The 16,982-nt window shown below is 68.4% G+C and carries 20 protein-coding genes; 7 read left to right on the top strand and 13 right to left on the bottom strand.

Annotated features, from left to right (window positions below):
* Together ACXJKR_RS08290 and ACXJKR_RS08285 are read left to right on the top strand one after the other, a co-directional pair.
* Positions 1–636: 16S rRNA (uracil(1498)-N(3))-methyltransferase (locus ACXJKR_RS08290; RefSeq protein WP_457322295.1), on the top strand; the 636-nt coding region annotated here is incomplete at its 5' end.
* Positions 633–1,784 (top strand): MFS transporter, encoded by a 1,152-nt coding sequence (locus tag ACXJKR_RS08285; protein ID WP_457322293.1) that lies wholly within the window; start codon positions 633–635, stop codon positions 1,782–1,784. The genes ACXJKR_RS08290 and ACXJKR_RS08285, both read left to right, overlap by 4 nt.
* A gap of 151 nt (positions 1,785–1,935) precedes the next feature.
* Here ACXJKR_RS08285 and ACXJKR_RS08280 read toward each other — a convergent pair whose 3' ends face one another.
* A complete protein-coding gene (locus tag ACXJKR_RS08280; protein WP_056200492.1) occupies positions 1,936–2,448 on the bottom strand; it encodes a hypothetical protein in 513 nt (170 codons plus the stop codon).
* Positions 2,435–3,703: a THUMP domain-containing class I SAM-dependent RNA methyltransferase gene (locus ACXJKR_RS08275; RefSeq protein ID WP_457322291.1), complete on the bottom strand. Its 1,269-nt coding sequence runs from the start codon at positions 3,701–3,703 to the stop codon at positions 2,435–2,437. Before ACXJKR_RS08275 ends, ACXJKR_RS08280 begins: the two co-directional genes overlap by 14 nt.
* Before the next feature lie 62 nt (positions 3,704–3,765).
* Here ACXJKR_RS08275 and ACXJKR_RS08270 point away from each other — a divergent pair, with 62 nt between their 5' ends.
* On the top strand, positions 3,766–4,629 hold the full coding sequence (locus ACXJKR_RS08270) for an alpha/beta hydrolase (protein WP_457322289.1): 864 nt from the start codon (positions 3,766–3,768) through the stop codon (positions 4,627–4,629).
* A gap of 33 nt (positions 4,630–4,662) precedes the next feature.
* Here ACXJKR_RS08270 and ACXJKR_RS08265 read toward each other — a convergent pair whose 3' ends face one another.
* Both ACXJKR_RS08265 and ACXJKR_RS08260 read right to left on the bottom strand, forming a co-directional pair.
* Positions 4,663–5,595, bottom strand: coding sequence for an alpha/beta fold hydrolase (locus ACXJKR_RS08265; RefSeq protein ID WP_457322287.1), 933 nt, complete (start codon positions 5,593–5,595; stop codon positions 4,663–4,665).
* Positions 5,596–5,633: 38 nt separating this feature from the next.
* Positions 5,634–5,981: a hypothetical protein gene (locus tag ACXJKR_RS08260; protein WP_457322285.1), complete on the bottom strand. Its 348-nt coding sequence runs from the start codon at positions 5,979–5,981 to the stop codon at positions 5,634–5,636.
* A 127-nt stretch (positions 5,982–6,108) separates the two neighbouring features.
* On the opposite strand from ACXJKR_RS08260, the gene ACXJKR_RS08255 reads away from it, so the two are divergent.
* Positions 6,109–6,942: an AraC family transcriptional regulator gene (locus ACXJKR_RS08255; RefSeq protein ID WP_056201295.1), complete on the top strand. Its 834-nt coding sequence runs from the start codon at positions 6,109–6,111 to the stop codon at positions 6,940–6,942.
* Between the two features lie 14 nt (positions 6,943–6,956).
* Here ACXJKR_RS08255 and ACXJKR_RS08250 read toward each other — a convergent pair whose 3' ends face one another.
* From ACXJKR_RS08250 to ACXJKR_RS08215, 8 genes are all read right to left on the bottom strand, one after another.
* Positions 6,957–8,462 carry an RNA polymerase factor sigma-54 gene (locus tag ACXJKR_RS08250; RefSeq protein WP_457322282.1) on the bottom strand — a complete coding sequence of 502 codons (1,506 nt, stop codon included), beginning with the start codon at positions 8,460–8,462 and terminating at the stop codon, positions 6,957–6,959.
* A gap of 247 nt (positions 8,463–8,709) precedes the next feature.
* Positions 8,710–9,495 (bottom strand): LPS export ABC transporter ATP-binding protein, encoded by a 786-nt coding sequence (gene lptB, locus ACXJKR_RS08245; protein ID WP_056200473.1) that lies wholly within the window; start codon positions 9,493–9,495, stop codon positions 8,710–8,712.
* A complete protein-coding gene (gene lptA, locus ACXJKR_RS08240) occupies positions 9,492–10,106 on the bottom strand; it encodes a lipopolysaccharide transport periplasmic protein LptA (protein WP_162247822.1) in 615 nt (204 codons plus the stop codon). The genes lptB and lptA overlap by 4 nt, the downstream gene beginning before the upstream one ends.
* Positions 10,107–10,177: 71 nt before the next feature.
* Entirely contained in the window at positions 10,178–10,837 is a 660-nt protein-coding gene (locus ACXJKR_RS08235) for a thiol:disulfide interchange protein DsbA/DsbL (protein ID WP_457322280.1), read from the bottom strand.
* A 73-nt stretch (positions 10,838–10,910) separates the two neighbouring features.
* Positions 10,911–11,573: a thiol:disulfide interchange protein DsbA/DsbL gene (locus ACXJKR_RS08230; protein WP_457322278.1), complete on the bottom strand. Its 663-nt coding sequence runs from the start codon at positions 11,571–11,573 to the stop codon at positions 10,911–10,913.
* Positions 11,574–11,604: 31 nt separating this feature from the next.
* A complete protein-coding gene (locus tag ACXJKR_RS08225) occupies positions 11,605–12,270 on the bottom strand; it encodes an SPOR domain-containing protein (protein WP_056200461.1) in 666 nt (221 codons plus the stop codon).
* On the bottom strand, positions 12,267–13,985 hold the full coding sequence (gene argS / locus ACXJKR_RS08220) for an arginine--tRNA ligase (RefSeq protein WP_056200458.1): 1,719 nt from the start codon (positions 13,983–13,985) through the stop codon (positions 12,267–12,269). The genes ACXJKR_RS08225 and argS overlap by 4 nt, the downstream gene beginning before the upstream one ends.
* A gap of 54 nt (positions 13,986–14,039) precedes the next feature.
* Positions 14,040–14,438 carry a VOC family protein gene (locus ACXJKR_RS08215; RefSeq protein ID WP_056200455.1) on the bottom strand — a complete coding sequence of 133 codons (399 nt, stop codon included), beginning with the start codon at positions 14,436–14,438 and terminating at the stop codon, positions 14,040–14,042.
* A 40-nt stretch (positions 14,439–14,478) separates the two neighbouring features.
* Here ACXJKR_RS08215 and ACXJKR_RS08210 point away from each other — a divergent pair, with 40 nt between their 5' ends.
* From ACXJKR_RS08210 to ACXJKR_RS08200, 3 genes are all read left to right on the top strand, one after another.
* Positions 14,479–15,816, top strand: a complete 1,338-nt coding sequence (locus tag ACXJKR_RS08210) for a serine/threonine-protein kinase (RefSeq protein ID WP_056200452.1) — start codon at positions 14,479–14,481, stop codon at positions 15,814–15,816.
* Between the two features lie 83 nt (positions 15,817–15,899).
* Entirely contained in the window at positions 15,900–16,202 is a 303-nt protein-coding gene (locus ACXJKR_RS08205) for a PsiF family protein (protein WP_056200449.1), read from the top strand.
* Positions 16,203–16,362: 160 nt separating this feature from the next.
* Positions 16,363–16,617, top strand: a complete 255-nt coding sequence (locus tag ACXJKR_RS08200; protein WP_056201292.1) for a YMGG-like glycine zipper-containing protein — start codon at positions 16,363–16,365, stop codon at positions 16,615–16,617.
* Between the two features lie 65 nt (positions 16,618–16,682).
* Here ACXJKR_RS08200 and ACXJKR_RS08195 read toward each other — a convergent pair.
* The coding region (locus tag ACXJKR_RS08195) for a hypothetical protein (RefSeq protein ID WP_457322274.1) at positions 16,683–16,982 on the bottom strand (300 nt) is incomplete at its 5' end.

Here is a 16,982-nt window from a genome sequence, read left to right as displayed (position 1 = left end):
GTGCAGGTGCTGCGCCTGCAACCCGGTGACGCGTTGACCCTCTTCGACGGCAGCGGCCCTGAATGGCAGGCCGAAGTGACCGCCATGGGCCGCAGCGAGGTACGGGTTCGCCTCCTCACGGCCGAGCGGCCGCAGCGCGAGCTGGCCCGTGCGGTGACGCTGGCCGTCGTCATGCCGGCCAATGACCGCATGGACTTCCTGGTCGAGAAAGCCACCGAGCTCGGCGCCGCGGCCATTCAGCCGCTGATGAGCGAGCGTTCGGTGCTGCGCCTGAATGGCGAGCGGGCCGACAAGAAACGCGCCCACTGGCAGGGCGTGGCCGTTGCGGCCGCCGAGCAGAGCGGGCGCACGGTGCCGACTCGCATCGAGCCCGTGCAGACGCTGGCCACCTGGCTCGCGGCTCTGCCGGATCGCGACGACGAATGGCGAGGCTTGCTGAGCCCGCGCGCAGCCGAGCCGGTCGCGGCCTTCCCGCAGAAGCGGGCCCTTTTCCTCAGCGGCCCCGAGGGCGGCTTGAGCGACGCCGAAGAGGACGCCGCTCGCGCCCGTGGCTTTGCGGCCGTCACGCTGGGCCCGCGCGTGTTGCGCGCGGACACCGCCCCGCTGGCGGTGCTGTCCTGGCTCGCCTTGACGTGAACAGGAAACTGGCGCTGCTGGTCCTCGCCCAGGGCCTCTTCCTCACCAACAACATCTGCTTCATGGCCATCAACGGCCTCGTGGGGCTGGCGCTGGCGCCGCGGCCATGGATGGCGACGCTGCCGATCTGCGCCTATGTGACCGGCGGCGCGTTGATGGCGCGCATGGTGGGGCGCCACCAGCTGCGCTTCGGGCGCCGACGCGGTTTCCAGATCGGCCTGCTCGTCGCCCTCGCCAGCTGCGCGATGTCGCTGTGGAGCGTGCTGCACCAGAGCTTCTGGGGCGTCGTCATTGCGACGCTGATCGCTGGCTACTACACGGCCAACGCGGCGCTCTACCGCTTTGCGGCGACCGAACTCGTCGCACCGGCCAAGCGCGAGGCCGCGATCTCCTGGGTGTTGGGCGGTGGCTGCCTGGGCGCCATCCTCGGGCCCTGGCTGGCCACTGCGAGCAAGGATCTGCTGGCGGCGCCCTTTGCCGGCGCCTACCTGCTGTTGATGGGCGTTGCGCTGGCGGGGCTGGTGCTGATCTCGCTGATCGAATTCCCCGCGCTCGTCCAGCCCGCGCCCGGTGCCGGCGGCCGCAGCAGCGCCGAGTTGCTGCGCCAGCCGGTCTTCATGGTGGCGCTGGCCGCGAGTGCGCTCGGTTACGGCGTCATGAACCTGCTGATGGCCGCCACGCCCATCGCCATGGGCCAGTGCGGCCTGCCCTTCGCTGACGCCGGCATGGTGCTGCAATGGCATGTGCTGGGCATGTTCGTGCCGAGCTTCTTCACCGGCCCCCTGATCAAGCGCGTGGGGGTGCTGCCCGTCATGTCGGTGGGCGTGCTGCTCAACCTGGGCTGCGTTGCCTTCGCGCTGTCGGGCCAGGACCGCGACCACTTCCTCGGCGCATTGCTGCTGCTCGGCATCGGCTGGAACTTCCTCTACATCGGCGGCACGACACTGTTCACCCAGGCCTACCGCCCCGAGGAGAAGACGCGCGCGCAGGGGCTGCTGGATACCGGCGTCTACGCGACCATGACGCTGACCTCGTTCTCCTCTGGCGCCCTCGTCACGACGGGCGGCTGGCAGTGGATGAACTGGGCCAGCCTGGTGCCGATCGCGTTATGCGCCGCGGCGCTTGCCGGCCTTGCCACGCGGCGATGACTGGGTATTCCGGGCCGAGCGCTGGGCCGCTCCCGAGCCGGCCCGACTGGCGATGTGCTTGCGGCTCAATGCCGCGAGCATCGCCGTCCCCTCGGGGGACCGACCAGGTTTGCGCGCGCTCAGCGCCGCAAGACTGGGCGAGGGGGCAATGTCAACGGCGGTCGTGCTGAAGGTATTCGGCCGCCATCTGCTGGCCGACGAGATCGGGCTTGAGGCGCACCAGCGCTGCCAAGGCGAGGTCGCGCTGGGTCACGAACAGCGGCGCGCCAATGCGCAGGCCGTTGATGACGCCGCCGTCGCCCAGCGTAGGCAGCAGCGGGTAGACGCGCAAGCGCAGCACCAGCGTGTCGTTCTGATCCACAAAGAGGGCGGTTTCGATCAGCGTGTTGCAGTGAAGGTTGTCGGCCTGTTCGAGCAGCGCGACACCGGCGGCCGCGGGATCGGCCTGCACGGCGGACGCCGTCATCGGGATGACGCGCCGGCCCTCGACGTCCAGGGTATTGGTGACGGCGGCGTTGAAGCGCTGGTTCAGATCATCCCAGTCCGGCCCGTCCTTCAACGGCGGGTTGCGCCCCTGGCCGAACACCAGGGTGCAGGGCTCGGCCTGGGCGGCGGCCGCAGCCAGCGCCAGCGCCACGGCAGCGATCAGCTCACGCGGGCGCATTGCCTTCGGTGACCTTGCGCGCCGAGCCCTTGACCAGGTCGAAGCGGAACAGCCGGCATTCGATGGGGCCGTTCCACATCGGCACGCGGCGAGACTCCTTGAGCCGCATCTTGCTCGGCAGCTTCATGTCGGGGCTCAGCATCCAGGCCGTCCAGCCGGCGGGGTTCTCGGTGTACTGGCGCTTCCAGTGCGCAGCCAGGCGCGGGAAGAAATCGTCGCCGGCATCGCGCTCCTCGCTGCCGCCGGCGTCACGCGTCATCGCCGCCTTGCCGCGCACCTCGATGCGCTCGCCGTAGGGCGGGTTCATCATGATGCTGCCAGCCATGCCTTCGGGCAGCTGGGGCGCGGGCCGCTCGAGTGCGTCGCCGCCGTTGAACTGGATGTACTGGGCCACGCCGGCGCGCTCGGCATTGCGGCGCGCGAAGTCGACCATGCGGAAGGCCACGTCGCTGGCGTAGATGGGCACGGCGGGGGCATGGACACGGGCACGGGCGGCCTGGGCCATCTCGCCCCAGGCGGCCTTCAGCGCGGGCGTGGAGAACGGGATCTGGCGCTCGAAAGCAAAGCGGCGCAGCAGGCCGGGGGCTGAATCACAGGCGATCAGCGCGGCCTCGATGGGGATGGTGCCCGAGCCGCAGCAGGGGTCGTGCAGGGCGCTCTCGCCGCGCCAGCCGGCGGCGGCCAGCATCGCGGCGGCGAGGGTCTCCTTCAGCGGCGCATCGCCCTTGTCGACACGCCAGCCGCGCTTGAACAGCGGCTCGCCCGAGGTGTCGACATAGATCGCCGCGCGTTCGGGGCCGACGTGCAGCAGCACCGGCAGGTCGGGCGAGTGCGTGTCCACGCTGGGTCGCTCGCCGGTGTGCTCGCGCAGCTGGTCGCAGATCGCGTCCTTGATGCGCAGCGTCGTGAAATTCAGGCTCTTCAGCGGCGAGCGCTGCGCGATGGTGTCGACGCGGATGGTCTCGCGCGGTGTGATCCAGTCGCGCCAGTCGACGCGCCGGGCCAGCGCATAGAGGTCTTCCTCGTGGCGGTAAGGCCCCTCGATCAGCTCGATCAGCACGCGCTGCGCGAGCCGGCTTTCGAGGTTGATGCGCATCGCGTCTTCCAGGCCACCGACGAGGCCGCAGCCGCCGCGCAGCGGCTCCACCTTGCTGCGCACACCGGGCGGCAGGAAGCGCTTGAGCTCCTCCTCCAGCAGCGGCTCGACGCCGCCGGCACAGGACACGAACAGGGAAAGTTTGTTGGGCAGGCTCACGGGCTGCATTGTCGCCGCCCTCTAAACTGACAACGTTGCCATCATCCGTGTGCACCCCTGCCATGAAGCGAATCGTCCTGGCCCTCGCCTTCCTGTTCACCGCGTTTCAGGCATGCGCCCAGGCGCCTGCCTATCCGCCGCACACCGTCGGCAACACGCAACTGCGCGCCCTGCCCAAGAACGCGGATGGCCGCACCTACCAGCTGCACATCCACCTGCCTGGGTCGTTTACGAAGGACCCGAAGCGCCGTTATCCGGTGCTCTACGTGACCGACGGCTACTGGGACTTCGCCACCGTCGTCGCCTCGTACAACAACCTGAACTACGACAAGGTCGTGCCGGAGTTCATCACGGTGGGCCTGGGCTATGCCGGCGACAACCTCGACTACGGCGAGCTGCGCGGCTGGGAGCTGTCGCCCGTGCGCATGAACCCGCTGTCTTCCAGCACCGGCAATGCCGACAAGTTCATCGCGGCACTGGAAAAGGACATCTTCCCGCTGATGGAGCGCGACTACCGCGCCGACCCGGCCCAGCGCTACCTGGCGGGCAGCTCGCTCGGCGGCCTGTTCACGCTGCACGCGATGTATGCCAAGCCCGATCTCTTCAAGGGCTATATCGCCGCCAGCCCGGCCGTCGTCATGGGCAACGACTGGATCATCGGCCAGGCCAAGGCCTATGCCGCGACGGGCAAGGCCATCAAGGCGCGGCTCTACGTGACCGGCGCGGAGTACGAGTGGCCCGGCTTCCTGGCCGGCATCAAGCGCTACCAGGCGCTGCTGCCGGAGCTGAAGCACCCGGGCCTGGTGTTCCAGAACCGCACCATCGACGGCGAGCGTCATGCCGGCACCAAGGCCGAGAGCTACACGCGCGGCATGCGCTTTGTGTTCGAGCCGCTGGCGCCGGAGACCGGGCCGTCCAAAGACTAGGACGAGCCGGGCACTGCCCGGCTCCCCTGAGGCTTACTGGCGCACGAAGTCCAGCAGGTCCTGGTTGAGGCGGTCCTTGTGCGTGTCGGTGATGCCGTGCGGGCCGTCGGCGTACTCGATGAGGCGGGCGCCCTTGACCAGCTTGGCCGTGGCGCGGCCGGTGGTCTCGATGGGCACGATCTGGTCGTCGGCACCGTGGATGACAAGCGTCGGGATGTCGAACTTCTTCAGGTCGGCGCGGAAGTCGGAATGGAAGAAGGCCTCGATGCTGTCGTAGGTGGCCTTGGCTCCGGCCTGCATGCCCTGCACGTAGAAGCTGTCGACCAGGCCGGCTGAAGGCTTGGCACCGGGGCGGTTGAAGCCGAAGAAGGGGCCGCCGGCGATGTCCTTGTAGAGCTGGGCCCGGTTGTCGAGCGAGGCCTTGCGCAGGCTGTCGAACACAGCGGTGGGCACGCCTTCGGGGTGGCTGGGCGACTGGCCCATGATGGGCGTGACGGCGCTCACCAGCACGGCCTTGGCGACGCGCGCCGTGCCATGGCGGCCGATGTAGCGGGCCACTTCGCCGCCGCCGGTGGAGAAGCCCACCAGCGTGGCGCGCTTGACGTCCAGCGCGCGCAGCACGGCGTCGAGGTCGTCGGCGTACTGGTCCATGTTGTTGCCCGCCCAGGGCTGGCCCGAGCGACCGTGGCCGCGCCGGTCATGGGCGATGACGCGGTAGCCCTTCTCGGCGAGGAACTGCATCTGCGACTCCCAGCTGTCCGCGTTCAGCGGCCAGCCATGGCTGAAGACGACGACCGGGCCGGTCTTGGGGCCCCAGTCCTTGACGTAGAGGGGCGTGCCGTCGTTGGCGGCGACGTAGGGGCTGGCGATGGCCGCCTGTGCCGGGGCGGCCGTGGCCTGGGTCTGGGCAGCAACACCGCCGATGGCGAGGGTGGCGGCGAGGGCGATGCGGGTGAAGGCGTTCATGGGGGGCTTTCGAGGGTGATGGGGTTGGGGCGCGGCAATCAGGCGGGGCGGTGGGCTTCGCCGCGGCGCGCGGCGTACTCGGCCACCAGGGCGGCATAGCGGTCGCCCTGGCGCAGGGTGGCGTAGCGTTGGCGTGCGGCCAGCAGGGCGGGCGTGTCCTGGCCGGTCTCAGCTGCGGCGCGCTCGGCAGCGGCGAGGCCCGACTCCTGGTAGACCTTCAGGTCGGCCAGCACCTCGGCCCGCGAGACGGTGGACGCCACGCTGACGCTGGTGCCCGACTCGGGGTCCGTCACATAGGACTGGGCGTTGGCCGAAGCGCCGACGAGGGCGACGCTGGCGAACAGCAGCTGGAAAACGGCGCGGTTGAAGCTGGGTTGGCGGGTCATGGCGGGGCTCCTGGAAGTCGGTGTCTTGGGGTGGGGTTTGTTTGTCTTGCGACAGAACGAACTTTGCCGATGAAGCTCGTACTTGAAATACCATTTGGTACGTCTTAGTTTGCAATTCGTACTGACCATGGCCGACCGACTTGCCGCCCTCTTCACGCACTTCGCCGTGCGGGCCGAGACCTTCCAGACCGGCCCGCTGTGCGGCGTCAACAGCCTGGAGCCCCAGGCCGGGCGCGGCCAGCTGCACCTGATCCGCGAGGGCGGCGTCGAGGTGCACCACGGCGCGCCGGAGCTGCTGCGCATCGACAAGCCCAGCCTGCTGCTCTACCCGCGCCCGCTGGCGCATCGCTTCGTCACGGACCCGAGTTGCGGCGCCCAGTTCGTCTGTGCCCACATGGCCTTCGAAGGCGGCGCCAGCCACCCCATCGCCGCGGCGCTGCCGCCCTGGGTCTGCCTGCCGCTGGCGGCGGTGCCGAGCTGCGCGCCGGTGCTGGGCCAGCTGTTCGCCGAGGCCGAAGCCACTCACTGCGGCCGCCAGCTGATGCTGAACCGGCTGTTCGAGGTGCTGATGATCTGGGTGCTGCGCGAGCTGATGTCGCAGGGCCAGGTGGAGTCGGGCATGCTGGCCGGCCTGTCACACCCACGGCTGCGCGGGGCACTGGTGGCCCTGCATGACTCACCCCAGCTCGAGTGGCCGCTGGAGGAGCTGGCGGCGCAGGCCGGCATGTCGCGCACCGTATTCGCCAACACCTTCCGCGACGTCGTCGGCTGCACGCCGGGCGTCTACCTGCAGCGCTGGCGCATCGGCCTGGCGCAGAAGGGGCTGCGCGAAGGGCGGGCTCTCAAGCACATCGCGGCGGACGTGGGCTAYGGCGGCGAGGCGGCGCTGTCACGCGCCTTCCGGGCGCACACGGGGCAGTCGCCGAGGGAGTGGCGCAAGGGCGCGTTGCCGCAGGGCTGAAGGCGAAGCGGCGCCTAAAGCGCCTTGCGCAGATTCGCCGGTGCGATCTTCATCGCCTCGCGGTATTTGGCCACCGTGCGCCGCGCGCACTGGATGCCCTGCTCTTCCAGCATGGCCGCGAGCGCGCTGTCGGACAGCGGTTTCTTGATGTCCTCGGCGGCGACGAACTGYTTGATCAGTGCGCGCACCGCGGTGCTGGACGCCTCGCCGCCGGCCTCGGTGCTGAGCCCTGAGCCGAAGAAATACTTCAGCTCGAAAGTGCCCCAGCTGGTGGCCATGTACTTGGCCGTCGTCACGCGCGAGATGGTGGACTCGTGCAGGCCGAGCTCGTCGGCAATCTCGCGCAGCACCAGCGGCTTCATGGCCAGCGCACCATGCGTGAAGAAGCCGCGCTGGCGCTCGACGATGGCCTGGCTGACGCGCAGGATGGTGTCGAAGCGCTGCTGGATGTTCTTGATGAACCAGCGCGCCTCCTGTAATTGGCCGCCGAGCGGCGAGTTGCTGATGCCGCCGCGCGTGGCGCGCAATGCGTTGGCATAGAGGTCGTTGATGCGCAGCTTGGGCGCCACCTCGGGGTTGAGCATGACGCGGAATTCGCGGCCGCTCTTGCGCACGATGACGTCCGGCACGATGGCCGCCGCGGCGCCCTGAGTGAAGCGCCGGCCGGGCTTGGGCTCGAGCTGGGTGATCAGCCCCTGGGCTTCGCGCAGCATGGTTTCGTCGGCACCAGTCTCGGCCATCAGGCGGCGCATGTCGCGCCGGGCCAGCAATTCCAGATGACCCTTGCAGATCAGGATGGCGATGACCTGGGCAGGGCACTTCGGGCAGGCGCGCAGCTGCAGCACCAGGCATTCGGACAGGTCGCGCGCGGCAATGCCCGCGGGCTCCAGGCTCTGCAGCAGGCGCAGCGCGATGCGCAGGCGGTCCAGCAGGTCCTCGCGGGCCTCTTCGTCTTCGATGAGGGCCGCGGCGATCTCCTCGAGCGGGTCTTCGAGGTAGCCGTCCTCGTTCAGCGATTCGATCAACACCTGCAGGGCGGCGCGATCTTCCGGTGACAGGTGGTGGCCGGCGAGCTGCTCGGCCAGGTGCTCGGCCAGCGTCAGTTCGGCGAATTCCTGGCTCTCGCGCTCGCCGTCGTCGTCGCCGCTGCCACTGCCGCTGCTGGAGGGCAGCTCGCGGATGCCGTCGAAGTCGTCCTTCTCGGTGCCGTTCTCCCAGTCCTCGCGCTCGGTGCCGCCGAAGTCCTCGCCGCTCAGCTCGGGAGCTTCTGCGGTCTCTGCTTCGGCACCGGTGTCACTGCTGGTTTCCGCGGCCGACGTTTCGGCCGGCGCATTGCTGGCCAGCTCGGGCGTGCTGACGGTGAATTCCTCTTCGGTCTCCAGCAGCGGGTTGCTGGCCAGCATCTGCTCGACTTCCTGGTGCAGCTCCAGCGTGGACAGCTGCAGCAGCCGGATGGATTGCTGCAGCTGGGGCGTCAGCGCGAGATGCTGACTGAGCCTGACCTGGAGCGTCTGCTTCATGGAGAAACGCTCGCGTGTGAGTTGTGCGGGCCGAGCGCCGGGCCGCTCCCTAGCCGGCCCGCCATGGCGATGTGCTTGCGGCTCGATGCCGCAAGCATCGCCGCCCCCTCGGGGGCTGAGGCCGGACACATTGCGCCCAGTGGGCGCGATGTGCCTGCCGAAGGGATGCGGCGCAAGCCGCAGCGCGGTCTGCAAGACCGGCTAGGCTGGCCCGCGTTCAGCAGGGCAAGACTGGACGAGGGGCTCATCACATTCTGAAGTTTTCGCCGAGATAGACCTTGCGCACGTCGGCGTTGGCCACGATCTCGTCGGGCGTGCCTTCGGCGAGCACGGCGCCCTCGCTGATGATGTAGGCGCGGTCGCAGATGCCCAGCGTCTCGCGGACGTTGTGGTCCGTGATCAGCACGCCGATTCCGCGCGCCTTCAGGAAGCCGATGATGCGCTGGATCTCCAGCACCGCGATGGGGTCGACGCCGGCGAAGGGCTCGTCCAGCAGGATGAAGCGCGGCTGTGTTGCCAGCGCCCGGGCGATCTCGACGCGACGGCGCTCACCGCCCGACAGCGCCGGCGCCGGGCTGTCGCGCAGGCCTTCGATGGAGAGGTCGTGCAGCAGGCTGTTCAGCAGCTCGTCGATGCGTGCCTTGGACAGGGCCTTGCCGCGTTCGTCCTGCTGCAGCTCCAGCACCGCACGGATGTTCTGCTCGACGGTCAGCTTGCGGAAGATCGACGCTTCCTGCGGCAAGTAGCTCAGGCCCAGACGGGCGCGGGCATGGATGGGCAGGCGCTGCACCTCGGCGCCGTCGATGCGGATGACGCCGGCGTCCGAACGCACCAGCCCGACGATCATGTAGAAGCTGGTCGTCTTGCCCGCGCCATTGGGGCCGAGCAGGCCGACGACCTCGCCGCAGTCCACGCGCACATGGACATTCTTGACGACCTTGCGCACGCCATAGGTCTTGGCCAGCGCCTCGGCCTCAAGGCGGCTTCCGCATTCCGCCGCGGGGCGGCTGGTGACGGGTTCGGCCGTGGTCATGGAGATTTCGGCGGTGTGATCGTCGTGGATGGCTGCAGCGGCAGCCCTGCCGGGGGCGCCGAGGCCGGGGTGTCGGGCTGGGCGCGCGGCATCAGCACCATGCGCACGCGGCCATTCGGGTTGGGCGAGGCGCTGCCGCCTTCCAGCGCGAAGACCTCGGTGCGGCTGTCATAGATGATGACGGCGCCCGTGACTTCCTGGGCCACCGTCGCCCCGTTCATGCGGCGCACATTGGCATTGCCGATGAAGCGCACGGTCTCGGACTTGGTGTCGTATTCGAGCTGATCGGCATGGCCTTCGATGGCTTCGCCGGGCGTGTCGCGCGCCTGGCGGAAGCTGACCGGCTGGCCGGTTGCACCGCTGGCATAGGCCTGGTGGTAGCCGTCCCGGGTCTCGCGCACGTCCACCTTCTCGGCGCGCAGCATCAGCGTGCCCTTGGTGATGATGACGTTGCCGAACAGCTCGGTGCGCTGGTTGACGCTGTCGATCCGGCCTTCCTTGTCGGCCGTGAAAACCATGGGCTTGAGCCGATCGGCTTTCTCCGCCTGGGCGGCGGAGAAGGCGAGCGCCAGAGTGAGCGCAGCGGCGAGCGGGATCAGTTGGCGGGGCATGGCGGCACGGAAGTTGCAGGCCATTCTAGGGGCCGGTTGCCGTCCCCAGCCTTTCCCAGGCGGCAAGTCCGTCAGGAAACCTTGCCAGCGCGTGCCATCTTGACGAGGAAGTCCGCCACGGCCAGCGCTTGTTGGCYCTGGGCCACCTCGCTCTGGCCGGGCGTACCCGCCATGCCAGGGTCGGTGCGCCAGCGTCCGCCGATGACGAGCGTCGGCGTGCTGTCGGCGCCGCTCAGTTCGGCCAGCTTCATGCCTTGCTGCACCTTGGCCTGCACGCCGAAGGAGCCGAAGGCCTGCTTGAACTTGGCCGTGTCCACGCCCAACCGGCCGACCAGGGCGACGACGGCAGCCTCGTCATTGGCTTCGACGCCGCCACGGTGGAAGGCGCTGAAGATGCCGCCGTGCACTGCCGGCGTCAGCGCGCCCATCGCCTCGAGGGCGTAGTACATGCGCTGGTGCAGCTTGAGCACGAGCTGCGCGCCCACCGGCACGCGGCGAAAGCTCACGTCGGCCGGCAGCTGGTGCACCCAGGCCTCCAGCAGYGGGTCAAAGGTATTGCAGTGCGGGCACTTGTAGAAGAAGAACTCGATGACCTCGATCTTGCCGGGCGTGCCCGGCAGGGTCTGGCCCAGGCGCGCGTAGTGCTTGCCCTCGACCGGGCCGCCCTGGGCGAACACGGCTGGCGCGAAGCCGCCTGCGATCAGGATCGCGGTGGCTTCCCGGCGCTTCATGTTGGCACCCTTCGGCCTGCGGCCTGACCGCCTGAGCGGAAGCGAGCTTGCTTGGGGCGGCCCGGCGCGGCGCTCATGCCTTGTTCCTCACGCGCTGGATCAGAAATTCGGTGATCTGCAGCGCTTTCTGGCCGAGCTCCTCCTCGGGCAGGCGCTGGCCGGCGGCGGCCTGGCTGGGCGACGTCAGGAAGCGGCCACCGACGCCGATGCTGGGCACGCCGTCGATGTGATAGGCCTCGGACAGCTTCTCCGCCTGGGCGCATTTAGTGACGACGCCGAAGGAGTTGTAGGCGTCCTGGTACTTGGCCGGGTCGATGCCCAGGGGGGCCAGGAACTTGGCCTGGCTCTTGGCGTCGTCCAGGGCCAGGCCCTGCTGGTGAATGGCATTGAAGATGGCCGGGCGCGCGGCCGCTTCCTTGCCCATGGACTCCAGCGCAAAGAACATGCGCTGGTGGATCTTGACGTTGGCGCGGAAGGCCACGTGCACCTTGCGGAAGGCCACGTCGGCCGGCAACTGCTTGGCCCAGGCCTCGATGGCCGGCTCGAAGACTTTGCAGTGCGGGCAGCCATACCAGAAGAACTCGATCACCTCGATCTTGCCCGGCGTCGTGGGCAGTGGCGGGTTCAGCACCAGGTACTGGCGGCCTTCAATGGGGCCGCCCTGGGCGAGGGCGTTGCCGGCAGCACCAGCGAGGGGCGCGGAGGCGAGCAGGGCGGAGAAATCGCGGCGCTTCATGGCGGCAGTCATCCTTCAGGCTGTGGTTGGGTCAGCGTTGTACACGAACGAGATTGGCCTCGAAGCCAGCCCCTTCAATCTTGCGCTGCAAGTCTTCGGCGGCCTCGCGCGTGTCCGAGGGGCCTAGGCGCACGCGGAAGACGGTGCGGCCGTTCTGCTCGCGCTCCATGACCTTGGCGGTGAAGCCCTGGATGGCCAGCTTGGCCTTCTGGGACTCGGCCTCTTCGGGGCGGGTGAAAGCGCCGGCTTGCACGAAGTAGACATAGGCGTCGGCACCGGCGGCAGCTGTCGCGGTGGGCGCGGAGGCGGGTGCTTCGGCCTTGGCGGCTGGCTTGGCAGGCGGGGGCAGGGCTGCCGTGGCGGCGGCGCTGGCCGTCGCGGCGGCCGCACTGGCGTTCGTGCTGGGCGGCGGCGGCGGCGCAGTCGCCACCGGCGCGTTGACGACACCGCTGGCGCTGCGGGCGGCCTTGCCGGCCAGCGGCGCGTTCGGATCCCAGTTGCGGTTGCGCTCGGTTTCGGCGGCGTCCTGCTCGGCCGTGCGCTGGGGCACCTTGTTCACGAAGGGGATGGGCACCTTGGTGATGTACAGGGCCACGCCCAGCGCAACGGCCAGGCCCACCAGCAGGCCGACGATCAGCCCGAGGACGAAGCCGCCTTTCTGGTTCTTTTGGCCGGCGGGTTTCGAGACAGCAGTCATTCGTTCTCCGTGAGGGATTCGGCAGATTCAGGAATATCGCGGTTCATCTGCTCGGGCGCGCTGACGCCCAGCATGCCCAGTGCATTGGCCAGCACCTGGCGCGTCGCGGCCAGCAGCGCGACGCGGGCGCGGCTCAGCTCGGGTGCCTGGTCCAGCACCCGTTCGGCGCCGTAGTAGGAGTGGTACGCACCCGCCAGATCGCGGGCATAGAAGGCCACGTCATGCGGCGCGATGCCGGCGGCGGCACCCGCGAGCATGTCGGGATAGGCGGCGAGCTTGAGCATCAGCGCCTCCTCGGTCGGCGCGGTCAGCAGGCTCATGTCGGCGTCGGCGATGGTGGACACGTCGCCGCCCCATTTGCGGATCACCGAGCAGATGCGCGCATGGGCGTACTGCACGTAGAACACCGGGTTCTCGTCGTTGGCCTTCAGTGCCAGGTCGATGTCGAAGACGAACTCGGTGTCGGCCTTGCGGCTGATCAGGAAGAAGCGCACCGCGTCGCGGCTGGTCCAGTCGATCAGGTCGCGCAGCGTCACATAGCTGCCGGCGCGCTTGGAGATCTTGACCTCCTCGCCGCCCTTCATGACCGTGACCATCTTGTGCAGCACGTAGTCCGGGAAGCCCTGCGGGATGCCCATGTCGACCGCCTGCAGGCCGCCGCGCACGCGGGCGATGGTGCCGTGGTGGTCGGTGCCCTGGATGTTGATGCACTGCGTGTAGCCGCGCTCGAACTTGTTGATGTGGTACGCGATGTCCGGCACGAAATAGGTGAAGCCACCCTCGGACTTGCGCATCACGCGGTCCTTGTCGTCACCGTAGTCGGTCGAGCGGAACCACAGCGCGCCGCCTTCTTCATACGTCTTGCCATTGGCGACGATGCGCTCGACCGTCTTCTCCAACTGGCCGCCGGCGTAGACGCTGGTCTCCAGGAAATAGCTGTCGAACTTCAGGCCGAAAGCCTGCAGGTCCAGGTCCTGCTCGTGGCGCAGGTAGGCGACGGCGAACTGGCGGATGCTGTCCAGGTCGTTCACGTCGCCCGAGGCGGTGAACTCGCGGTCGTCGGCCTTGACCGTTTCCTTGGCGAGGAAGGCGTCGGCGATGTCCTGGATGTAGTCGCCGTTGTAGGCCGCCTCGGGCCATTCGGCGTCACCGGGCTTGAAGCCCTTCAGGCGCATCTGCGTGGAGTTGGCCAGCGTGGCGATCTGCACGCCGGCGTCGTTGTAATAGAACTCGCGGGTCACGTCGTGGCCCTGGCTCTGGAACACCGAGCACAGCGAATCACCCAGCGCCGCCTGACGGGCATGGCCCACGTGCAGCGGGCCGGTCGGGTTGGCCGACACGAACTCGATCATGACGTGCTTGGCCGTGGGCGCGCGGTGACCGAACTTCGCTCCGGCGGCCAGCACTTCGCCGACGACAGCCTGCTTGGCTTCGGGCTTGAGGCGGATGTTGATGAAGCCCGGGCCGGCAATCTCCAGCGCCTGCACCCAGGTCTGGAAGGCCGGTTTGGCTTCGAGCGCGGCGATCAGTCGGGTGGCCAGCTCGCGCGGGTTGGCCTTGAGCGGCTTGGCCAGCTGCATGGCGGCGGTGCAGGCGAAGTCGCCATGGGCGGCCTGCTTGGGGGATTCGAAGGCCACGGCGGCGTTCGATCCGGGGGCAATTTCCTGGAGGGAGTCGGCGAGTGCGGCGAGCAGCGCCTGCTTGGCTTGGATCATGGGCGGGATTCTAGGAGGCAGCCCCTGAACGCATGAGCCGCCGGCGGCGCCGACTCAGCCGGCCGTCGACTCGTGACAGGCGACGCAGAGTTTGTTGCCGTCCGGGTCGCGGAAATAGGCGCCGTAGTAGTTCGCGTGGTACTGGGGCCTCAGCCCCGGGGCGCCCTCGCAGCGGCCGCCGTGGGCCAGGGCCAGCGCATGGGCCTGGTCCACCTGCGCGCGATCGGCAGCCAGCAGCGCCACCATCTGGCCATTGCCGGGCACGTGCTCCTCGCCGTCGAAAGGTTTGCCGAGCAGAAACAATGGCCGTGGCCCGGGGCTGCTTTGCCATCCGGCCCAAGGTTTTTCGGGTTCGCAGAAGCGCTCGGCCACGCCCAGCAGTGCCATCAACGGACGGTAGAACGCCAAGGCGCGCTCGAAGTCACGAGTACCGAGAAATACGTGGGAGAACAAGGGCCGGCACCTCCAGGAGCGGCCCGTATCATGCCTCGCGATGACCGCCTCTGCTGACGATCTGCCCGCCCATATCGGCCGCTACCAGGTGCTCAAGCGCCTGGGCGAGGGGGCAACCAGTGATGTCTTCCTGGCCCGCGATCCCTTCCAGGACAAGGAGGTGGCTATCAAGCGCATGCGCGCCTGGGCGCCGCCGCCCAATGCACCGGCCAGCGATTTCAGCAACCGCTTCTTCAGCGCCGAGGCGGCCCTGGCCGGGCGGCTGCACCACCCCAATGTCGTGGCCATCGTCGACGCCGTGTCCGAGGAGGCCGCGCCTTATCTCGTCATGGAGTACGTGCCCGGTGTCACGCTGAAGCACTTCTGCCGCAGCGACCGCCTGCTGCCGCTGGACCAGATCGTCGAGCTGGGTTTCAAGTGCGCGATGGCCCTGAGCTATGTCTACCGCCAGGGCGTCATCCACCGCGACGTCAAGCCGGCCAATCTGCTGGCCGTGCTGGACCAAGGCGGCCAGGTCGTCGACGTCAAGGTCAGCGATTTCGGCTCGGCCCTCAACCTGCTGGCCGATTCCACCCAGATCCACCGCGTCGGCTCGCTCGCCTACATGCCGCCCGAGCAGATCGAGGGCGGCGATGTCGACTGCCGTGCCGACATCTACGCCCTGGGCGCCGTGCTCTACCACCTGATCAGCGGCCGCCCGCCCTTCGATGCGCCGCACCAGATGGCGCTGATGCACCAGATCTACCACCAGCCGCCGCTGCCGCTGATGGGCCAGCGCCAGGGCGTCACCGAGGGGCTGGATGCCGTCGTGCTGTGCGCGCTGGCCAAGAACCCGCATGAGCGCTTCGCCGACTGGGAGAGCTTTGCGCAGGCCTTGTCGGCGCTGGTGGCCAGCCAGCAGGTGCCGCTGAACCGCCTCGGCGAGGTGCGTGACTCCGAACGTTTCAACCTGTTGCGCTCGCTGGAGTTCTTTGCCGACTTTGGCGACGTGCAGCTGTGGGAGGTGGTGAGGCGCGCGCGCTGGAAGCGCTACCCCGTTGGCCATGCCCTATTCAGGCGCGGCCAGGAGGGCAACAGCTTTCACATCATTGCCCAGGGCGAGGTCCAGGTCTTCCGCGACGGCCGGCTGGTGGCCTCGCTGGGCCAGGGCACCTCGGTGGGCGAGATGGCCTATCTGGCGCCCAACCCCGACCTGCGCCGGCACAGCGCCGACATCCGTGTCAGCCAGGAGTGCACGACGATCTGCTTCACGCCCGAGTCCGTCGGCCAGCTGAGCCCCGAATGCCAGCACCGCTTCGACCGCGGTTTCATCCGCGTGCTGGTGCGCCGCCTTCACGCGGCCCACGAGGCTCTGCACCATCCGCGAAGAATTCTGTGACGCCGATGAAACACGGCTTGGCAGTGTCATGGGCGCATGCTTGAATTGACTCGCCTATCCACCTCCCGAAGAAGGAGTTCCCGATGAAACGAATTGCCATCCTGCTCGCCTGTGCCGCCGTTGCCTTTGGGGCCCAGGCCACGCCGCAGCAGGACAAGATGAAGGCCTGCAATGCCGAGGCCAAGACCGGCGGCAAGAAGGGTGACGAGCGCAAGGCCTTCATGAAGGAATGCCTGTCCGGTGGCGCCGCTGCAGCATCTGCGCCCGCAGCTGCTCCTTCCAGCGCCGCCTGCGACAAGTCTGCCGCCGACAAGAAGCTGCATGGCGCCGCAGCCAAGAGCCACATCAAGAAGTGCATGGCCGACGCCGCCTCGGCGCCCAAGTGACTGGCTGACAAGCCCTGTAGGACGAGAGCCACCTTCGGGTGGCTCTTTGCTTTGTACGCTAGGACAAGTCCCACGCCTCATCGGCCCCTGGGCTGGTTCCGGCGCCGGCGGCTGGCGACGAAAGTTGACTCACCTGATCACCTCCCTCAAGGAGCAGACCATGAACAGCTTTGCAACGTTTTCCAGCCCGAATGGCGCCTATTGGCGCGTGACGGTCCTGTCCCTCGCCGCAGCCGCGACGCTGGCCCTGACGGCCTGTGCGGGCATGTCGTCCCGTGAGACCAGCACCATCGTCGGCGCCACGGCTGGCGCTGTCGTCGGCGGCGCGGTGACCGGCACAACCACCGGTGCCGCCATCGGCGCTGCGGCCGGCGGCGTCGTCGGCAATGAAGTGTCGAAGAAGAGAAACCGCTGAGGAATGAAGAAGGCCGGCGCGAGCCGGCCTTTCCTGGATGCGCCGAGGATGCGCCAAGGCAAGTCTCAGAACTTGTAGCGCGCCTCCAGGTAGTACTGGCGGCCTGACGCGTCGACCTTCTGCTGCTCCGCCTCGCTATAGCGATAGGTGGCGCGGACCGGGTTGGTCAGGTTGGTGGCGCTGAACGAGATCTGCAATTCCGGTGTGACGTTGTAGTTGGCCGAGAAGGCCACGTTGGACACCGGTGCCGCGATCGTCGGCGCGGAAGGCATCAGCACACCACCGATGGTCGAATTGCCCTGGCTGTTGGCCGTCGGGGACGGTGCCGTGGTGCTCGACACGTACTTGCCGCGGTAGTTGTAGAC

This window comes from Roseateles sp. P5_E11 (assembly GCF_054049355.1).
The sequence above is the reverse complement of the archived record's forward strand: the minus strand, read 5'-3'. Positions and strand labels throughout refer to the sequence as shown.